Annotated in this window: 14 protein-coding genes; 7 read left to right on the forward strand and 7 right to left on the reverse strand. The window is 71.4% G+C overall.

Annotated features, from left to right (window positions below):
* Positions 1-38: 38 nt before the first annotated feature.
* Positions 39-1,676, reverse strand: coding sequence for a sensor histidine kinase (locus BLT21_RS15155; RefSeq protein ID WP_176786954.1), 1,638 nt, complete (start codon positions 1,674-1,676; stop codon positions 39-41).
* A gap of 224 nt (positions 1,677-1,900) precedes the next feature.
* Between BLT21_RS15155 and rplM the strand changes: the two genes are divergently transcribed.
* From rplM to glmM, 3 genes are read left to right on the forward strand one after another with little or no spacing between them, the layout of a single operon-like run.
* The gene (gene rplM / locus BLT21_RS15160; protein WP_091503812.1) at positions 1,901-2,347 is read left to right on the forward strand and encodes a 50S ribosomal protein L13; all 447 of its coding nucleotides are present in this window, start codon (positions 1,901-1,903) and stop codon (positions 2,345-2,347) included.
* A 29-nt stretch (positions 2,348-2,376) separates the two neighbouring features.
* Positions 2,377-2,865: a 30S ribosomal protein S9 gene (gene rpsI, locus BLT21_RS15165; RefSeq protein ID WP_091503815.1), complete on the forward strand. Its 489-nt coding sequence runs from the start codon at positions 2,377-2,379 to the stop codon at positions 2,863-2,865.
* A 5-nt stretch (positions 2,866-2,870) separates the two neighbouring features.
* Complete coding sequence (gene glmM, locus BLT21_RS15170) at positions 2,871-4,229, forward strand: phosphoglucosamine mutase (RefSeq protein WP_091503818.1); 1,359 nt, start codon at positions 2,871-2,873, stop codon at positions 4,227-4,229.
* Positions 4,230-4,265: 36 nt separating this feature from the next.
* Here the strand turns inward: glmM and BLT21_RS15175 are convergent, their stop codons facing one another.
* A complete protein-coding gene (locus BLT21_RS15175) occupies positions 4,266-5,471 on the reverse strand; it encodes an NAD(P)/FAD-dependent oxidoreductase (RefSeq protein ID WP_091503820.1) in 1,206 nt (401 codons plus the stop codon).
* 586 nt (positions 5,472-6,057) lie between these two features.
* Here BLT21_RS15175 and BLT21_RS15180 point away from each other — a divergent pair.
* Positions 6,058-7,920, forward strand: coding sequence for a glycoside hydrolase family 71 protein (locus BLT21_RS15180; protein WP_143025008.1), 1,863 nt, complete (start codon positions 6,058-6,060; stop codon positions 7,918-7,920).
* Between the two features lie 12 nt (positions 7,921-7,932).
* Here BLT21_RS15180 and BLT21_RS15185 read toward each other — a convergent pair whose 3' ends face one another.
* Positions 7,933-9,384, reverse strand: coding sequence for a tyrosine-protein kinase domain-containing protein (locus tag BLT21_RS15185; RefSeq protein WP_176786955.1), 1,452 nt, complete (start codon positions 9,382-9,384; stop codon positions 7,933-7,935).
* A gap of 124 nt (positions 9,385-9,508) precedes the next feature.
* Here BLT21_RS15185 and BLT21_RS15190 point away from each other — a divergent pair, with 124 nt between their 5' ends.
* A complete protein-coding gene (locus tag BLT21_RS15190) occupies positions 9,509-11,050 on the forward strand; it encodes a hypothetical protein (RefSeq protein WP_143025010.1) in 1,542 nt (513 codons plus the stop codon).
* On the opposite strand, the gene BLT21_RS15195 is transcribed toward BLT21_RS15190, so the two are convergent.
* The 4 genes from BLT21_RS15195 to BLT21_RS15210 all read right to left on the reverse strand — a co-directional run bounded on the left by BLT21_RS15195 (position 10,982) and on the right by BLT21_RS15210 (position 14,751).
* The gene (locus tag BLT21_RS15195; RefSeq protein WP_091503831.1) at positions 10,982-11,959 is read right to left on the reverse strand and encodes a GDP-L-fucose synthase family protein; all 978 of its coding nucleotides are present in this window, start codon (positions 11,957-11,959) and stop codon (positions 10,982-10,984) included. The two genes, BLT21_RS15190 and BLT21_RS15195, sit on opposite strands and share 69 nt — an antisense overlap.
* Entirely contained in the window at positions 11,956-12,981 is a 1,026-nt protein-coding gene (gmd, locus tag BLT21_RS15200) for a GDP-mannose 4,6-dehydratase (RefSeq protein WP_091503834.1), read from the reverse strand. The genes BLT21_RS15195 and gmd overlap by 4 nt, the downstream gene beginning before the upstream one ends.
* Positions 12,982-13,117: 136 nt before the next feature.
* Positions 13,118-14,218, reverse strand: a complete 1,101-nt coding sequence (locus BLT21_RS15205) for a glycosyltransferase (RefSeq protein WP_091503837.1) — start codon at positions 14,216-14,218, stop codon at positions 13,118-13,120.
* Positions 14,215-14,751 (reverse strand): LbetaH domain-containing protein, encoded by a 537-nt coding sequence (locus BLT21_RS15210; protein ID WP_091503839.1) that lies wholly within the window; start codon positions 14,749-14,751, stop codon positions 14,215-14,217. Before BLT21_RS15210 ends, BLT21_RS15205 begins: the two co-directional genes overlap by 4 nt.
* Before the next feature lie 121 nt (positions 14,752-14,872).
* Here BLT21_RS15210 and BLT21_RS15215 point away from each other — a divergent pair, with 121 nt between their 5' ends.
* Positions 14,873-16,147 (forward strand): polysaccharide biosynthesis protein, encoded by a 1,275-nt coding sequence (locus BLT21_RS15215; protein ID WP_091503841.1) that lies wholly within the window; start codon positions 14,873-14,875, stop codon positions 16,145-16,147.
* A complete protein-coding gene (locus BLT21_RS15220; protein ID WP_091503843.1) occupies positions 16,140-16,844 on the forward strand; it encodes an acyltransferase in 705 nt (234 codons plus the stop codon). The genes BLT21_RS15215 and BLT21_RS15220 overlap by 8 nt, the downstream gene beginning before the upstream one ends.
* Positions 16,845-16,855 lie beyond the last annotated feature (11 nt).

Here is a 16,855-nt window from a genome sequence, read left to right on the forward strand (position 1 = left end):
TGTCGTGCCGGGACTTGACAGGGCGCTCGGCGCACCCGTCACGCGGGCGGAGCGACGGGAAGGACGATGGCCATCGCCGTGCCTCCCGACGCCGACGCTCCGACGCGCACCCGGCCGCCGTGCGCGACGACGGCGTTGCGGACCACCGAGAGCCCGATCCCGAACCCCTGGACGGCGTTCTTGCGTGCGAAGTCGGTGCGGTAGAACGGGTCGAACACGCGCGTGCGCTCGACCGAGGTCAGGCCGGGGCCGCTGTCGCTGACCACGATGTGCACCCCCGACTCGTCGATACGCTGCCCGATCACGACGGCCGAGGCCGGCGGACTGAACTTGACCGCGTTGACCAGCAGCTCCTCGAGCGACTGACGGATGCGGACAGGGTCGAGTACGACGCGCTCGGCGGTCGCTCCGACCTGCTGGATGGAGCTGCCGCGGTGCTCGGCCCGCGGCGACACCGCACGAACCGCCGAGGCGATGAGCTCGCTGAGGGTCACCGGGCGCGGCGAGACCTGGGTGTCGGCGGACGCGGCTGCGAGGAGTTCGTTGATCCGGTCTGTGAGCACCAGGACGTTGCGCTCCACCATCGACAGATATCGGGATGCGGTCGGGTCGGCGGCGCGCACGTGGTCGGTGAGCAGGTCGAGGTAGCCCGTCACGCTGGTCAGGGGCGTGCGCAGCTCGTGCGACACCGTGCGCAGGAAGTCGTGGCGTATCTGGGCCGCATCGGCGAGCTCGGTGACGTCGTGGGCGGCGACGAGCGTGCCGAGCAGCGAGCCGTCCGCACGACGCACCCGGTCGGCGTCGGCCAGGATGGCGCGCTGGGCCGCCGGTGGTCCGACCCACTCGACGGCCTGGCCGACGCGTTCGCCGCGCAGAGCGCGGGGGATCAGCTGCTCGTGGTGCGGCACCGGCGTCGAGCGGTCGGCCGCGAGGACGGCGTCGCCCGCGTAGGGCGGCTCGCTGAGCGAGAACCCCATCTCGCGCGAGAGGTCTTCGGCCGTGCGGTTGGCGAGGACGAGCCGACCGGCATCGTCGTAGAGAACCACCCCGCTGCGCACCGTGTCGAGCACCGTGCGCAGGACGAGCTCGTTGTCGTGGGCCTGTTCGAGCGCGCGAGCGCGCTCCTCGTGCAGCGCCCGCGCCCGCCTGTTGCTGCGGCGCAGCTGCTGCGCCGCGATGTTCACCACGACCGCGACGGCGAGGATGAGGCCGGGCAGGGTGAAGACGTTGACCCACTCCAGCGCCGTCGTCGGCCAGGTCCCCCGGACGACGAAGGGGAGCGACGTCATGAAGGCGGCGCCGCCGACCGCTGCGCTGAAGGCGACGGGCGGGAAGCCGTAGGCGATCCACAGGATCGGGAAGATCGCCAGCATCCCGACCGCGGGGAGCAGCCAGATGACCTCGGTACGCAGCAGCGCCACCGCGACGATGTCGGCGACGGCGACGAGGAGCAGCCACGACGAGCGGAACCGTTCCCACGGCACGGCGGCCGCCACGACGGTCGTCGCGACGATGAGGAGCGCGGCCGCGCCGACCAGCGGCGAGGACAGCGCCCGGGGCGCGCCGATTGCGAGGGCGGCGTAGACGACCGCCGCTCCGATGACGAAGGGGAGCTGCGCCCGCAGCAGCACGCGCGTGCGTCCGTGGCGTGTGCGCTCACGTTCGAGCAGGGGCATCCGGGGTCTCCGATCGGGGTGCATGAGAGATCGAGGACGGCCCGGGGGGACGAGCACGGCTTTGATAACGTCGATCGATAGCGTACGCTGTCTCTTTGGTGCCCATGCCCGCTGGCTCGGCACCGCGAACGTGAGCCCTCCACTGGCGTGTTCGTCCTCGGACCGAACCACCCCGGAGCGGGATTCACGAACTCCTCCGTTCGAATCAAGAAAGCAGCACTACTGTGACGCGCACTTTCACCCCCAAGGCTGGCGAGATCCAGCGCGAGTGGCTGGTCATCGACGCAACCGACGTCGTCCTCGGCCGCCTCGCCTCGCACGCCGCCGTCCTCCTTCGCGGCAAGCACAAGGCGTCCTTCGCCCCGCACGTCGACACCGGTGACTTCGTCATCGTCATCAACGCCGACAAGGTGGCGCTGACGGGCCAGAAGCTCCAGAAGAAGATGGCCTACCGCCACTCGGGCTACCCGGGCGGCCTCAAGGCCGTCTCCTACTCGGAGCTCCTCGAGAAGAACCCCGCCCGCGCGGTCGAGAAGGCCATCCGCGGCATGCTCCCCAAGAACAGCCTGGGCCGCCAGCAGCTCTCGAAGCTGAAGGTCTACGCCGGTGCCGAGCACCCGCACGCTGCGCAGCAGCCCACCACCTACACCTTCGACCAGGTCGCCCAGTAAGCGCCGCGAAAACACTCAAGGAAACACTGATGGCGAAGATCGCTGACTCCCTCGAGGAGACCCCCCAGAACTACTCGACCGAGACGCCCGCCGCGGAGGCTGCCGCCGCCGCCCCGCGTCCGGTCCTCTCGGTCCCCGGCGCAGCCGTGGGTCGACGCAAGCAGGCCATCGCCCGCGTGCGTCTGATCCCCGGCTCGGGCACCATCACGGTCAACGGGCGCACGCTCGAGGACTACTTCCCGAACAAGCTGCACCAGCAGCTGATCAACGACCCGTTCACGGTGCTCGAGCTCGCCGGCTCGTACGACGTCATCGCCCGCATCTCCGGCGGTGGCCCCTCGGGCCAGGCCGGCGCCCTGCGCCTGGGCATCGCGCGTGCTCTCAACGAGATCGACGCCGAGAACAACCGCCCGACCCTGAAGAAGGCCGGCTTCCTCTCGCGTGACGCTCGCGTCAAGGAGCGCAAGAAGGCCGGTCTCAAGAAGGCGCGTAAGGCTCCTCAGTACTCGAAGCGTTAAGCTCCGTGGCGCTGTTCGGTACGGACGGTGTTCGGGGGCTGGCCAACGGCCCCCTCACCGCCGAACTCGCACTCACCCTGGCCCAGGCGACTGCCGTCGTCCTGGGCCAGGGCCGTATCGCGGAGGCGCGTAAGTCCGCGGGCAAGCGGCTCACCGCCGTCGTCGCGCGCGATCCTCGGGTGTCGGGTGAGTTCCTCTCGGCCGCCGTCGCGGCCGGCCTTGCATCGTCCGGAGTCGACGTCCTCGACGCGGGCGTGCTCCCGACGCCCGCAGCCGCGTTCCTCATCGGCGACATCGACGCCGATTTCGGCGTGATGGTCTCGGCGTCGCACAACCCGGCCCCCGACAACGGCATCAAGATCTTCGCGCGCGGCGGCGTCAAGCTCCCCGACGAGGTCGAGAAGCGCATCGAGGAGGCCTTGACCGGCCCCAAGCTGCAGCCCACCGGTGCCGACGTCGGCCGCATCCGTGTGTTCGCGGACGCGGAGGACCGATACGTCGTCCACCTGCTCGGTTCGCTACCGCACACGCTCGACGGGCTCCACGTCGTGCTCGACTGCGCCCACGGCGCGGCATCCGGCGTCTCGCCGCAGACGTTCCGCGACGCCGGGGCGAAGGTGACCGTCATCGGCGCAGACCCCGACGGACTGAACATCAACGACGGCGTCGGGTCCACCCACCTCGACCGGGTGGCCGCCGAGGTCATCCGCACGGGCGCCGACATCGGCATCGCGCACGACGGCGACGCGGACCGCTGTCTCGCGGTCGACGCCGAGGGCCGGGTCATCGACGGCGACCAGATCATGGCCATCCTCGCGGTGGCGATGAAGCAGCGGGGACGACTGCCGTTCAACACCCTCGTCGCGACCGTCATGAGCAACCTCGGCCTGCACCGTGCGATGGCCGACCACGGCATCACGGTCGAGCAGACCGCCGTCGGCGACCGCTACGTGCTCGAGCGCATGAACCAGGGACGCTTCGGTCTGGGCGGCGAGCAGAGCGGGCATGTCATCATGAGCCGGTACGCGACGACCGGCGACGGCCTGCTGACCGGTCTGCACCTCGCGGCGGAGATGGCCCGGCAGGGCAAGACCGCCGCTGAGCTCGCCGCGGTCATGACGGTCTACCCGCAGGTGCTCGTGAACGTCCGCGGCGTCGACCGCGACCGGGTCGCGAGTGATGACGGCCTGCAGGCCGCCGTGGCCGCGGCCACGCAGCGCCTGGGCGACTCCGGCCGTGTGCTGCTGAGGGCCTCGGGCACCGAGCCGCTCGTCCGGGTGATGGTCGAGGCGACGACCGAGTCGGAGGCGCAGCTGATCGCCGACGAGCTCGCCGCCGTCGTGGCGGACCGGCTCGCGCTCTAGGCCCGCGTCGCGACGTGGCTCCGCGGGCGCCGGCTCTCAGCCGATGCGTCCGCGGAGCTCCGCCTCCGAGGTCGGCGCGTCCGCGATGACCAGGCGCGCTGCGTCCGTGGCCTCGGCGACGTTCCACAGCAGAACTCCCACCGGCCGACCGGACGCGTCGCGGTAGTAGACCACCGTCCGCGGCCCGGTCTCGTCGGCGCCGGCCTCGACCACGAGCGTGTCGAGCTCGGGATCGAGCGTGCCGACGGCCTCCCATCGAACGCCGAAGACCTGCGAGTAGAAGAACGGCGTGTGCCGGTAGGCCTCCCCGCCGCCCGCCATGGCGCGGCCCGCCGCCCGTCCCATCTCCTGTGCGTTGTCGACGTGCTCGACGCGCGTCCGACCGAGCAGCCGGTCGGGGTACGACGCGATGTCACCCGCCGCCCAGATCGCGGCATCCGAGGTCTGGAGCGTCTCGTCGACCACGACGCCGTCGTCGACCGTGAGGCCTGCCCGCTCGGCGAGGTCGGTCACGGGTGAGGCTCCGAGCCCGAGGACGACCGCGTCTCCGCGGAGACGCGATCCGTCGTCGAGGACGACCTGCACCGCGCCGTCCGTGTCGGAGGCGGCCGGCTCGACGCCCTCGACGCGGCGTCCGGCCATCAGGCGGACGCCGCCGTCGACGAACAGGGCCTGGTACCGCTCCGCCAGCTCGCGCGGGAACGTGTCCTCGCCCAGCACGGCTCCGGGGAAGACGAGATCGACGGCGACGCCGTTCTGCACGAGTGCGGCGGCGAGCTCGGCGCCGATGTAACCGCCTCCGACGACCACGATGCGGCGCCCGTCGACGGCGAGCTCGCGCAGGCGGCGGTAGTCCTCCGCCGAGCGGAAGAAGAGGATGCGGTCGCTCTCGGGCACGTTGATCTCCCGCGGCCGCGCACCGGTCGCCAGCAGCAGCCGCCGGTAGCCGAACCGGTCGCCCGCGTCGGTCTCGACCCACCGGGCATCACGATCGATGGCCGTCACGCGGCTCTGCAGACGCACGTCGGCGTCGGCGTCGGACGCCGTGCCGAGCGGTACCTGGTCCCAGGTGAAGTCGGAGTCGGTCCAGAGCTTCTTCGACAGCGCGGGGCGCGCGTACGGCTCGTCGACGTCGGCGCTCAGGATGCCGATCGTGCCCGCCTCGTCGATCTCGCGGATTCCACGAGCGGCGGCATCGGACACCATCCCGCCGCCGACGATCAGATAGTCGTAGCTCTGCATGGGGCCCACGCTAGAGGGGCCGGCGGATCGAGCCCACCGTGTGCTGCCGGTGGTCCGGACGCGTATGATGCGCCGTCCGAGGACCCACCGCCCGGACGCGCTTTCCCCAACCGCGTCCGGGCAGTGAGCCAGCCCGTCGCACTGACCCCAAACCAGTCGACGGACCCAACTGCGGACCTCATCGGATGTCGGTCCGGTCGGTCTCGGAACTGATTTCAGAGTAGAGGTCGCGAGCCGGGAAAACGGCCGCTTCGGTCAACGTTGAGGCAACGTTGCGTTCGCCTTTGCACTACCTTGCGGTTACGCGTGTGTAAACAGCATTTTGACCGTTTCGGATGCCGTGGCACACTCGTGGGGATTGCTGGGGGAGGGACTCGGCAGGCGGTGCGCGCTTGTCGAGGTGATTGCTACCCACGAGGAAGACATGAAACCCGCCAATCAAGATCCCCAAAACTCCCATCGACGACGACCTTCGCGGGTCATCGTCACGACACTCGCAACACTCGCGCTCGTGCTCGGCGGAGCCGGCTCAGCGCAGGCATCCGGCGTCGTCGCCCCCCAAGCGACAGCGCCCCGTACGGTCACCGTGACACTCTCTCCGAGCGACACGGCGACTGTCTCGTCGCGCACTCCCAAGACCGTCCTGCGCACGCAGGCGCTCAGCGCGACGTCCACGCAGGACCGGTCCTACGCGCGCTTCGCGCTGCCGGCGAACGTCGACACGACCAAGCCCGTGACGGCCTCGCTCGCCGTCACGGTGCGCCACACGACCGCGACTGCGGCCGGCGTCGACGTCTTCGCCGAGCGCGGGTCGTGGTCGAGCTCGACCCTCACCTATGCCAACCGGCCGAGCGAGGCGGGCGACCGCATCAGTCGGTCGGTGCCCACGGCGAAGACGGGCTCGAGGCTGACGGTGTCGCTCGGCGATGTCGCACAGGTGTCGTCGAAGGGGCAGCTGTCGCTGCGCCTCAGCTACCGGCAGAAGCATGTGTCGACGACCTTCTACCGCACGGGCGACAAAGCCCCGTCGCTGAAGGTCACCTACACGCCGAAGCCCGCCGCGACGCCCACCCCGACGCCGACGAAACCGCCGAGCTCGCCGTCGCCCACCGCGCAGCCGGCGCCGCCGGCGACGGTCGACACGTCGCGCAAGGTGTTCGCGCACTACTTCCCGCCCTACCCGGTCTCGATCGACAACAAGCCGGCGGACAGCGACTACTACACGCGCAACTACCTCAGCCCCGACGGTGAGAACGGCAAGCACGCCCAGTACGGGGGACTGCTTCGTGACCGGCCGACGGCCGTGTCCCCGTCGTCGTCGTCCACCTGGAAGCTCGACAACCTGCGGCGCGAGGTGTCACAGGCCAAGAGCGCAGGTATCGACGGCTTCACGGTCAACATCATGAGCGTCAGCGGATCGAACTGGGATGCGACGAAGAACCTCTTCACAGCCGCCGAACGGCAGGGCGGGTTCTCTGTCGTGCCGATGATCGACGCGTCGGCATCCGTGCGCAACACCGACCCCGCGACGATCGCCGACCGGCTCGCCGAGCTGTACCGGTCGTCCGCTGCGTTCCGGGTGGGCGACCGCATGCTGCTGTCGTCGTTCGCGGCCGAGAAGCAGAGCGTCGACTGGTGGTCGCGCATCATCGACCGGCTCCAGCGGGTGCACGGCGTGCCGATCAGTTTCCAGGCCGTGTTCCTCAACGCCTCCGACGCCAACATGTCGGCGTTCCGGAACATCGCCGCCGGCTACGGCAACTGGGGCGTCCGCACCGCTTGGCACACCGCGAACGGCCCCGACTACGCCGCGCGCGCGGCGGCCCTGGGCAAGACATGGATCGCGCCGGTGTCGGTGCAGGACTACCGGCCGCGCGCCGGCGTCTTCGCCGAGTCGGGCAACACCGACAATCTGCGGGCCTCGTGGCAGCGGGCGATCGACTCCTCGGCGCAGTACGTGCAGCTGGTGACGTGGAACGACTACAGCGAGAGCACCCAGTTCGCGCCGTCGGCCGACCACGGCGACACGTTCCTCGACATCAGCCGGCCCTACGTCGACTGGTTCCACAGCGGGACGCAGCCGCGCGTGACGCAGGACCAGGCCTTCCTGGTGCATCGCACGCAGTTCGCCGCGGCGAAGCCGACGCTCGCTCACCTGCTCGCGACGCCGACTCTGGGCGGCACCTCGGGCAGTCCGACGGACGAGGTCGAGGCGGTCGTCTACCTCACCTCACCGGCCGTCGTGACCGTGACCGTCGGGGGCACCTCGACACGGTTCGACGCTCCCGCCGGTCGGTCGGTGTACACGGTGCCGCTGCGCGCCGGCGCGGTGTCGGCGACCGTCGAGCGCTCGGGCAAGAAGGTCGTGTCGCTCACGTCGCCCTACCGCGTCACCGACAAGCCCCAGGTGCAGGACCTCAGCTACTACGGAGTGAGCAGCCTGGGCTGATCCGACGATCCATCAACGCCGCCCCGCGGTCGACGGCTCCTCGTGGAGCTCCTCGGCCGTGGGGCGGTCGTCGTCGGCGGCGCGGGTCATCCCGTCCGGTCGCGGCGACTCGCCGCGGCCGCGCTGGCGCCGTGACGCTTCGGGCGCGAGGGAGTAGGTCGAGTAGCTGCGCCGGTCGGCGCGCGTCGGGCGGGCGAGGTTGAGCACCGCGCCGTGGATCGTCGCTCCGACCGAAGCGAGGCGCGCCACCGCGCGGCGAACGTCGCGCTCGCGCGCGCGGCCTGCACCGACGACGAGCACGGCGCCGCCGAAGAGGCGGGCCAGCACGGCGGCATCGGCGACGGGGTGCACCGGCGGGGCATCGATGATCACGATGTCGTGGGCGGCGCGCAGGGTCTCGAGCACGTCGAGCGCGCGGTCCGACTCGAGCAGCTCGGACGGGTTCGGGGGGATCGGGCCGGCCAGCATCACGTGCAACCGGTCGGGCCCCCACGCCACGAGCGCGTCGTCGAGGCTCGCCTCGCCCGCGATGACGCTCGTGAAGCCGAGGTCGGGCGGGAGGTCGAGGATGCGGCCGAGACTCGGGCGGCGCAGGTCGGCCTCGACGAGACAGACCGACGCGCCGGTCGCGGCGAGGGCGACGGCGGCGTTGGCGGCCGTCGTGCTCTTGCCCTCGCTCGGCACCGACGAGGTGAACACGAACACGCGGTGCTCGTGCGAGGCCTGGACGAAGCGCAGGTTGCCGCGCAGCCGGCGGTAGTCCTCCGAGCGCAGCGAATGGGGCGCCGCCAGCAGTGCGAGCGGCGCACGGTCGGCGGTGCGGTCGGCGCTCACCGTTCCGATGATCGCGGCGCCCGAGGCCTCCTGGGCCTGTTCGACGGTGCGGACCCGCGTGCCGAACATCAGACGCAGAAGCACGACGACGGCCGCGGCGACGAGTCCGCCGAGCGTCCCCAGGATGACGAGCATCGTGGTGTGAGGCGCGGAGGGCAGGTTGGGCGGCACGGCGTTCTCGATCACCCGCAGGCGTACCGGCGAGCTGCCGTCGACCTGCGGCGACAGGGTCGGCACGACCTCGGACAGCTTGGCCGCGACGAGGTTCGCGATGCGCGCGGCCTCCCGGGGTGACGGGTCGACCGCCGAGATCGAGATCATCGACGTGTTCAGCGGAACCGAGGTCGACACCCGTGAGCGCAGCTTCGCCGTCGAGTCGTCGAGCCCGAGCTCGTCGATCACGGGTGCGAGCACGATCTCGCGCGTCGCGACCGTGCTCAGGTTGCGTGCCTGCTGCTGCGAGAAGTTGCTCCCCTGGGCGAGCTCACCCGTCGTCGAGCTGCCGGTCACCGCGACGAAGACGTCGGCGCGCGCCGTGTACTCGCGCGGCACCGACCAGGCGTAGGCGAGTGCAGCGGCGGCGCCCAGCGCCATCAGCACGACCACCGTCATCCAGTGGTAGCGGATCACCCGCAGAAAACGATTGGACTCCATAGCGTCCCCCATTCGCGCGTCGATCTCTCGACGCGGCCCCAATACGCCGCGTGTGAGAACACGCGGACCCCCGTCTGACATGATATCGAGGGGGAGGCTCGTGGGGAAGCACACCGGGACGATCGACGACGCGGTCATGCGCGCCGACGCACCGCTGCACGGCGGCGCGCGCGTCGCGCTGCTCGCGCTGTCGGTCGGCGTGCTGAGCGTCGTGCTGCCGGTCGCGCTCGTCTCCGACATCCCCGACCAGGGCCGCAGCGACGCGTGGATCGTGACGCTGCTCATCATGATCTACGGGGGCGTGCGGCTGTCGGTGTCGTGGGTGTCGGGCCGGCCGCACCTGTTCGACTTCTTCTTCTGGGTGTTCGGCTACATCTTCATGGGACTCGCCCCCACGGCGCAGATCCGTGCGGATGCGGTGTCGACCACGACGCCCGGCATCGATTCGGCCTTCGACCTGCCCACCGCGGGCATCGTGGCGCTGGGCTTCGGCTGTTACGAGCTCGCGCGCGCGGGCTGGATGATCCTCCAGCACGCGCGTCCGCCGCGGGCGGCTCGCGAGCCCCGTGCGGTCGGTCCCGTCCGCGCCATCGCCCTCGCGGTCGTCGGCCTGGGCATCAGCGCCTTCTTCGTCGCGCAGCTCGGGCCGGCGGCGGCGCTCGGCAGCCGTGAGGCGGCCTTCGCCGCCCGCGAGGCCCGGTGGCCCGACCCGGCGATACGCGCCGTCATGTACGCCGCGGCCGTCTACCCCCTGCTCATCGCGACCGGCGCCATGGCCCAGCTGCGACGTGCCGCGCGGTCGCGCGCCGCACGCATCGCCTTCACGCTCGCGGCGCTGACCGCGGCCGTCGTGCTGCTGCTCATCGTGAATCCGATCGCCAGCGCGCGCTACACCTTCGGCACCGTCGCCGTTGCGCTCGCGATCTTCGCGGGCGCCGTGGCGACCCGCCTGCGGGCGCGCATCACGATGCTGCTCGCGATCGTCGCGTTCCTGTTCGTCTTCCCGATCGCCGACGCGTTCCGCACCGACGAGGTGCGGGTGAACCGCACCAGCTTCTTCGGCGAGTACCTCGCCAACCCCGACTACGACGCGTTCTGGCAGATCGCGAACTCGCTCGCCTACTGGCTCGACGGCCTCGTCGAGCCGGCTCGGCAGTTCCTCGGCAGCATCCTGTTCTGGGTGCCCCGCGTCGTGTGGCCCGACAAACCCACCGACACCGGCATCGTTCTCGCGGAGTATCGCGGCTACACCTTCGACAACCTCTCGGCGCCGCTGTGGGCGGAGGCCATGGTCAATGGCGGCGTCATCGCCGTCGTCATCGTCTTCATCGCTCTCGGCATCCTGCTGCGGGCGATGGACGTGCGCATCGTGCCCGCCTTCGCGGGCGGCGGCGTCTGGGCCATCGTCGGCGCGGTGCTTCCGGTGTACATGACGATCCTCATGCGAGGCTCGCTGCTGCAGGCCACCGGCGCGACCACCGTGATGATCGCGTGCCTGCTCCTCGTCGCCGGGCGTCTGGGTTCACCCGGCGACGAGGGGTCGGAGAGCCGCTCCGTGACCGGAGCGGCCGGTTCAGGCGGCGCGCAGCTCGGCGTGGCTGCGCCGGTACCAGGCGATCGTCCGGGCGAGACCGCCGCGTAGACCGATGCCCGGCGTCCAGCCGGTCGAGCGCAGCAGCGAGATGTCGAGCAGCTTCTGAGGCGTGCCGTCGGGCTTGCTCGTGTCCCAGCGCGTCTCGCCGTGATAGCCGACGATGTCGGCGATCTGCTCGGCGACCTCGCGGATGGTGGTGTCGCGGCCGGTGCCGACGTTGACGTGCGAGTCCCCGTCGTAATGCTCCATGAGGTGAAGGATGGCCGACGCCAGATCATCGGCGTGCATGAACTCGCGCCGCGGCGTGCCCGATCCCCAGTTCGTCACGATCGGACTCCCCGAGGCGGCGGCCTCGTCGTACCGGCGGATGAGCGCCGGCAGCACGTGCGACCCGAGCGGCGAGAAGTTGTCGTTCGGACCGTAGAGGTTCGTCGGCATCGCCGAGATCCAGGGCAGGCCGTACTGGCGGCGGACCGCCTGAGCGTTCAGGATGCCGGCGATCTTCGCGATCGCGTACGCGTCGTTCGTGGGCTCGAGGTGACCGGTCAGCAGGCTGTCCTCGCGCAGCGGCTGCGGCGCGAACTTCGGGTAGATGCACGACGAGCCGAGGAAGACCAGGCGCTCGACCCCCGTCTCGGCCGCGGCATCCATCACGTTCGATTGGATGCGCAGGTTCACGCTCAGGAAGTCGACCGGGTAGGTGCTGTTGGCGAGTATCCCGCCGACCTTGGCCGCGGCGAGCACGACGTAGCGCGGCCGCTGCTCGCGGAAGAACCGGAAGACCGCGTCGCGCTCGGTCAGGTCGAGCTCCGACGAGGTGCGGATCACGAGGCGGTCGAAGCCCTCGGTCTCCAGCCGTCGGAGGACAGCGCTGCCAGCGAGGCCACGATGACCCGCGACGAAGAACGTCGCGTGGCGGTCGAGGCGGCCCGGGGCGTACGCGAGCCCGTCGCTCACGCGGCCCAGCCCGCGAGGGCGACCGTGTCGATCCAGGGACGCCCGGCGTACTCGAGGGCGCGGATGTCGGCGTCGACCATGATGCGGGCGAGTTCGAGCGGGCCCACGGTGGCCTTCCAGCCGAGCTTCTCCTCGGCCTTGCGGGGATCGCCGATGAGCGCGTCGACCTCGGTCGGGCGCAGGTAGCGCTCGTCGAAGCGGACGTGGCGCTGCCAGTCGAGACCGGCGTGCTCGAACGCGGCCTCGAGGAAGTCGCGCACCGTGATGCCGATACCGGTCGCGAGCACGAAGTCCTCCGGCTCGTCGGCCTGCAGCATCCGCCACATGCCCTCGACGTACTCGGCGGCGTAGCCCCAGTCGCGAACGGCGTCGATGTTGCCGAGGTAGACGTGGTCCTGCACACCGAGCTTGATGGCCGCGACGGCGCGCGTGATCTTCCGCGTCACGAACGTCTCGCCGCGGCGGGGCGACTCGTGGTTGAAGAGGATGCCGTTGACGGCGAACATGTCGTACGCCTCGCGGTAGTTCTTCGTGATCCAGTAGCTGTAGAGCTTGGCCGCGGCGTACGGCGAACGCGGGTAGAACGGCGTGGTCTCGCTCTGCGGCGGGGGAGTGGCCCCGTACAGCTCGGACGACGACGCCTGGTAGAAACGCGTCTGGATGCCGGCCATGCGCACGGCCTCGAGCAGTCGCACCGATCCCGTGCCCGTCGTGTCGGCGGTGTGCTCGGGCTCGTCGAACGAGACCCGCACGTGCGACTGGGCCCCGAGGTTGTAGACCTCGTCGGGCTGGATCTGCGAGAGCAGCGTGGTCATGCGCACGCCGTCGCTCAGGTCGCCGTAGTGCAGGAACAGTCGTGCGCCGACCTCGTGCGGGTCGACGTACAGGTGGTCGATGCGCGACGTGTTGAACGTCGACGCACGGCGGACGAGACCGTGAACCTCGTACCCCTTGGCGAGCAGGAGCTCGGCGAGGTAGGAGCCGTCCTGGCCCGTGATGCCGGTGATGAATGCGCGCTTCATGAGCGTTCTCCCCAAAGCCTCGGCGCTGCAGCCCCGTCGCGCGACCCGAGCAGACCCCTCCGCTCGGCGCGTGCCGATCCCCAAATCGACGGTGTTGCGAGTATAGGGAGGCCGAGCGCCGCACCACAAGCGCGACTCACTCGGAGTACAGCGACTCGAGCCTCTCCGCGATCGCGGGCATCGTGAACCGCTCCCGGGTGAGGGTCCGTCCGCGAGCGCCCCGGGTGCGGGCATCGGCCGGGTCGTGCAGCAGGCTGCGCATGGCCGCGACGAGAGCCTCGACTCCGCCGTCGGTGACGTGCCCGGCGCCGGCTTCCCGGACGGCCGGGGCGAGCCCGCAGCTGTCGGTGACGACGACGGGCAGGCCCGCCGACATCGCCTCGAGCACCGACATCGGGTAGGGCTCGTCGACCGCCGGCAGCACGTAACCGCTCGCCCGCCGCATCCGCTCGCCGGTCCGCGCCGGTTCGAGCGCGCCCTCCCAGCGGATGCGCTCGGCGAGTCCCGACCGCGCGATCGCCGCCGTCACGGCGTCGCCCTCGCCCTCGTCGGGGCCGACGAGCGTGAAGCGGACGTCGGGGAACTCCCCGGCCAGCCGTGCCGACGCCTCGACGAAGTGCACGGGACGTTTCCGCGGCGCGAGGCGGGCGAGGTAGAGCAGCTCGCGGCTGTCGGGGTGCGCCTCGGGCGACTCCGGCACGCCGTTCGGCAGATCCACCAGGTGCGCCCGTCCGCGGCCGACGGAGCCGAGCGACACGCGCTCGCGCTCGGTGAGGTACGTGACGGCGCGGGCCGCGGCGAGCGCGGGGCGGGTGAGGGCCGCATCGAGCGGCACCGCGAGCGGATTGCCGGTCTCGTCGATCATCCCGTGCGTCTGCAGCACGGTGGCGACGCCCCGCACCTGCGCGATGCGCGCCGCCGGCAGGGTCACGAGGTCGCGCGCGGCGTGCACGTGGACGACATCGAACTCGGTCGCGTGACGTCGCAGGGCGGCCAGCAGTCCCGGCGATCCGATGCCCGCGAACCCGATGCCGGGCACGAGGGCGCGTGCCGGGTACAGCCGCGCGGGGATGCCGTCGACCTCGTCCGGCACGATGTCGTAGCCGCGCGCCGCACCGGCGAGGACGACGTCGTGACCGCGGTCGCGGAGGGCGGCCAGCTGGTTGAGCGCGACCCGGACGGGTCCGCCGTACTCGCCATGCGGGCTGACGAGGGTGACGACCGCGAGGACCCTCACGATCGCACGACCGCGGCGGGAGCGAGCACGGTACCGCCGTCGGGGACGTCGCGCACGACGAGCGCCGTCGCGCCCACGAGTGCGCCCGCGCCGATGCGGACTCCGCGCAGGACCGTCGCGCGCGCGGCGACCCAGGCTCCGTCGCCCACGACGATGGGGGCGTTGTCGAACTCGAAGGTCGGCGACCGGTGGTCGTGGCTCCCGGTGCACAGGAGGGCGCTCTGCGAGATGCACACGTCGCTGCCGATCGTGACGGGCTCGAGGTTCAGGATCCACACGCGCTCGCCGATCCACGAGTCGTCGCCGACCTCGAGCTTCCAGGGCCAGTGCACCCGCACCCCGGCGCGGAGATTCACCCCGCTGCCGATGCGCGCGCCGAACGCCCGCAGCACCGCGATGCGCACGCGCACCGGCACGAACCACGGCATCACCGCGATCGCCGATGCGACCTGCCAGGCCGCCTGCCACGCGGGCCCCCGGCCCTTGTCGTATCCCCTGCCGCTGAACCCCGCGAGCCGTCGCCGTTCCCCCATGGCGCCTCATCGTACACACGGGCGAGCACGCGACTGGAGACAGATGGCCGCCGGATGCGGTACGGTCTCCTCCGTACGGACAGGCGTGGGGACGCGGTCCGGATTCGGGGGTATTGGGGGAATGTCCGACGTGCGACGGCGACTGCGCCGTCTCTCCGGCGGGCTCGGCAGGATGTCGGGTTTCGCTCTGTCCATCGCGCTGCTGGCCGTCGCGTCGCTCGCAGCGATCCCGGTCATGGTGGCGGCCGAGGGCGACCGGGGCTGGGGGGCGATCGCGCTCGGGCAGGCCGTCGGAGCCATCGCCGCCGCCGCCATCGGCTTCGGATGGGGCGTGTCGGGGCCTGCTCGCATCGCCGTCGCCGACGAGCCGCATCGCCGCACCGCCTACGTCGAGTCCGTGCGAGCGCGACTCGTGCTCTTCGCGCCGATCGCCGCGTCGAGCGGTCTCGCCGCCGCCGCGCTGTCGCCGCAGTCCGCGGGTCTGGCCGTCCTCGGAGCGGTCACCGCCGCCGCCGCCGGCGTCTCGGCCAACTGGTACTTCGTCGGCCGGGGCGCTCCGTACGCGCTGCTGCTCGCCGAGACGCTGCCGCGCGTGGCGGGCACAGCGGTGGGCATCGCGCTGATGCTCGGCGGCAGCGGCGCCGCAGCCGGACTCGCCGGCATGCTCGGCGGCATGATCGCGGCTTTCGCGTGCTCGACGACGTGGATCCTGGTGCGCACGCGCCGTCATCGTGCGCTCGCACCGAGACCGGCCCGCTTGACGCGCATCCTGGCCGACCAGCGGCACGGCATGGGCTCGGCCCTCGGCTCCGCGGTGTACATCGCCGTCCCGCTCGTCGTGGTCACGATCGTCGCGCCCGCAGCCCAGCCGGTGTTCGCGCTCGTCGACAAGTTCCAGCGGCAGGTCGGCGTCGCCCTGCAGCCCGTGATCACCGTCGCGCAGGGGTGGGTGCCGCGCCGGGACACCGTCCAGAGCGCGTCGCGTGCCCGCAGCGTTCTCGTCGTGGGCGGCGGGATGGCCCTCGTCATCGGGGTGGCCGTGCTGCTCGCGGGCGCACCGGCGCTGACCTGGCTCGGCAGCGGCGAGATCGAGGTGGCCACGATCGCCATCGTGCTCATGGCGCTCTTCGTCGCCGTCAACTTCTTCGAGTCGCTCGTCGCGAAGGCCCTCCTACCCTCGCTCGGTCGCCTGCGCATCGGCGCGCGGGCGACGATTGTGAGCACCCTCGTCGTGGTGCCGCTCGTCGCCGTCGGCGCCGTCTTCTGGGGTGCGCCCGGCGCGCTCGCAGCGGTCGTCGGCGGTCTCCTCACGCGCGGGATCGTCGAGGCGGTCGCCGCGGCCCGCACCATCCGCTCGAGCAAGACCGTCGTCATCCGGGAGGAGATCGATGCCTGACAAGGTGCGCGACCTGCTGAGGCTCGCCCTGTGGCTGCTGCCCGCCAGCCCCGTGAAGAACGCGTTGCTGCGGCGCGCGGGCCACCGCGTCCATCCCACCGCTCGGGCGCGCGCGAGCATCGTCTGGCGGGCCGCGAGCGTCGAGCTCGGCCCGGGGTCGTCGTTCGGCTCCGCCAACGTGGTCAAGAACATGCGCGAGATCCGTCTCGGGCGCGACGCCATGATCGGACGCTGGAACCTGATCTCGTCGCATCCGTCGTTCATCCGGCACCTGCCCGAGGGTGGGGTGCTCGTGCTCGGGGACCACGCCAAGATCACCAGCCGTCACCAGCTCGACTGTTCGGGCTCGGTGCGGCTCGGCGCTTTCGCCTCGATGGCCGGTCACCAGAGCCGCGTCATGTCGCACAGCGTCGATCTGCGCCGCAACGCCCAGGCGGCGTTCCCCGTCGCGATCGGCGAGCGGGCGTTCGTCGGAACCCGCGTGCTGATCCTGGGCGGCGCGGTGCTGCCGCGCCGATCGGTGCTGGGCGCCGGATCGGTCCTGACGCGCGCCCGGGGGGTGCCGGACCCCGGGTTGTGGGCGGGCGTGCCCGCCACCCGTCGCGGCGACGTGTCGGGTGCCTGGTTCGACCGCGACGAGACCTCGACCCACGACCTGTGGATCGCCGAGACCGACACGATCGTGAGCACGCGGTGAGCGCCACGTCC

This window comes from Microbacterium sp. cf332 (assembly GCF_900102175.1).
In the GTDB taxonomy this organism is placed as follows: domain Bacteria; phylum Actinomycetota; class Actinomycetes; order Actinomycetales; family Microbacteriaceae; genus Microbacterium.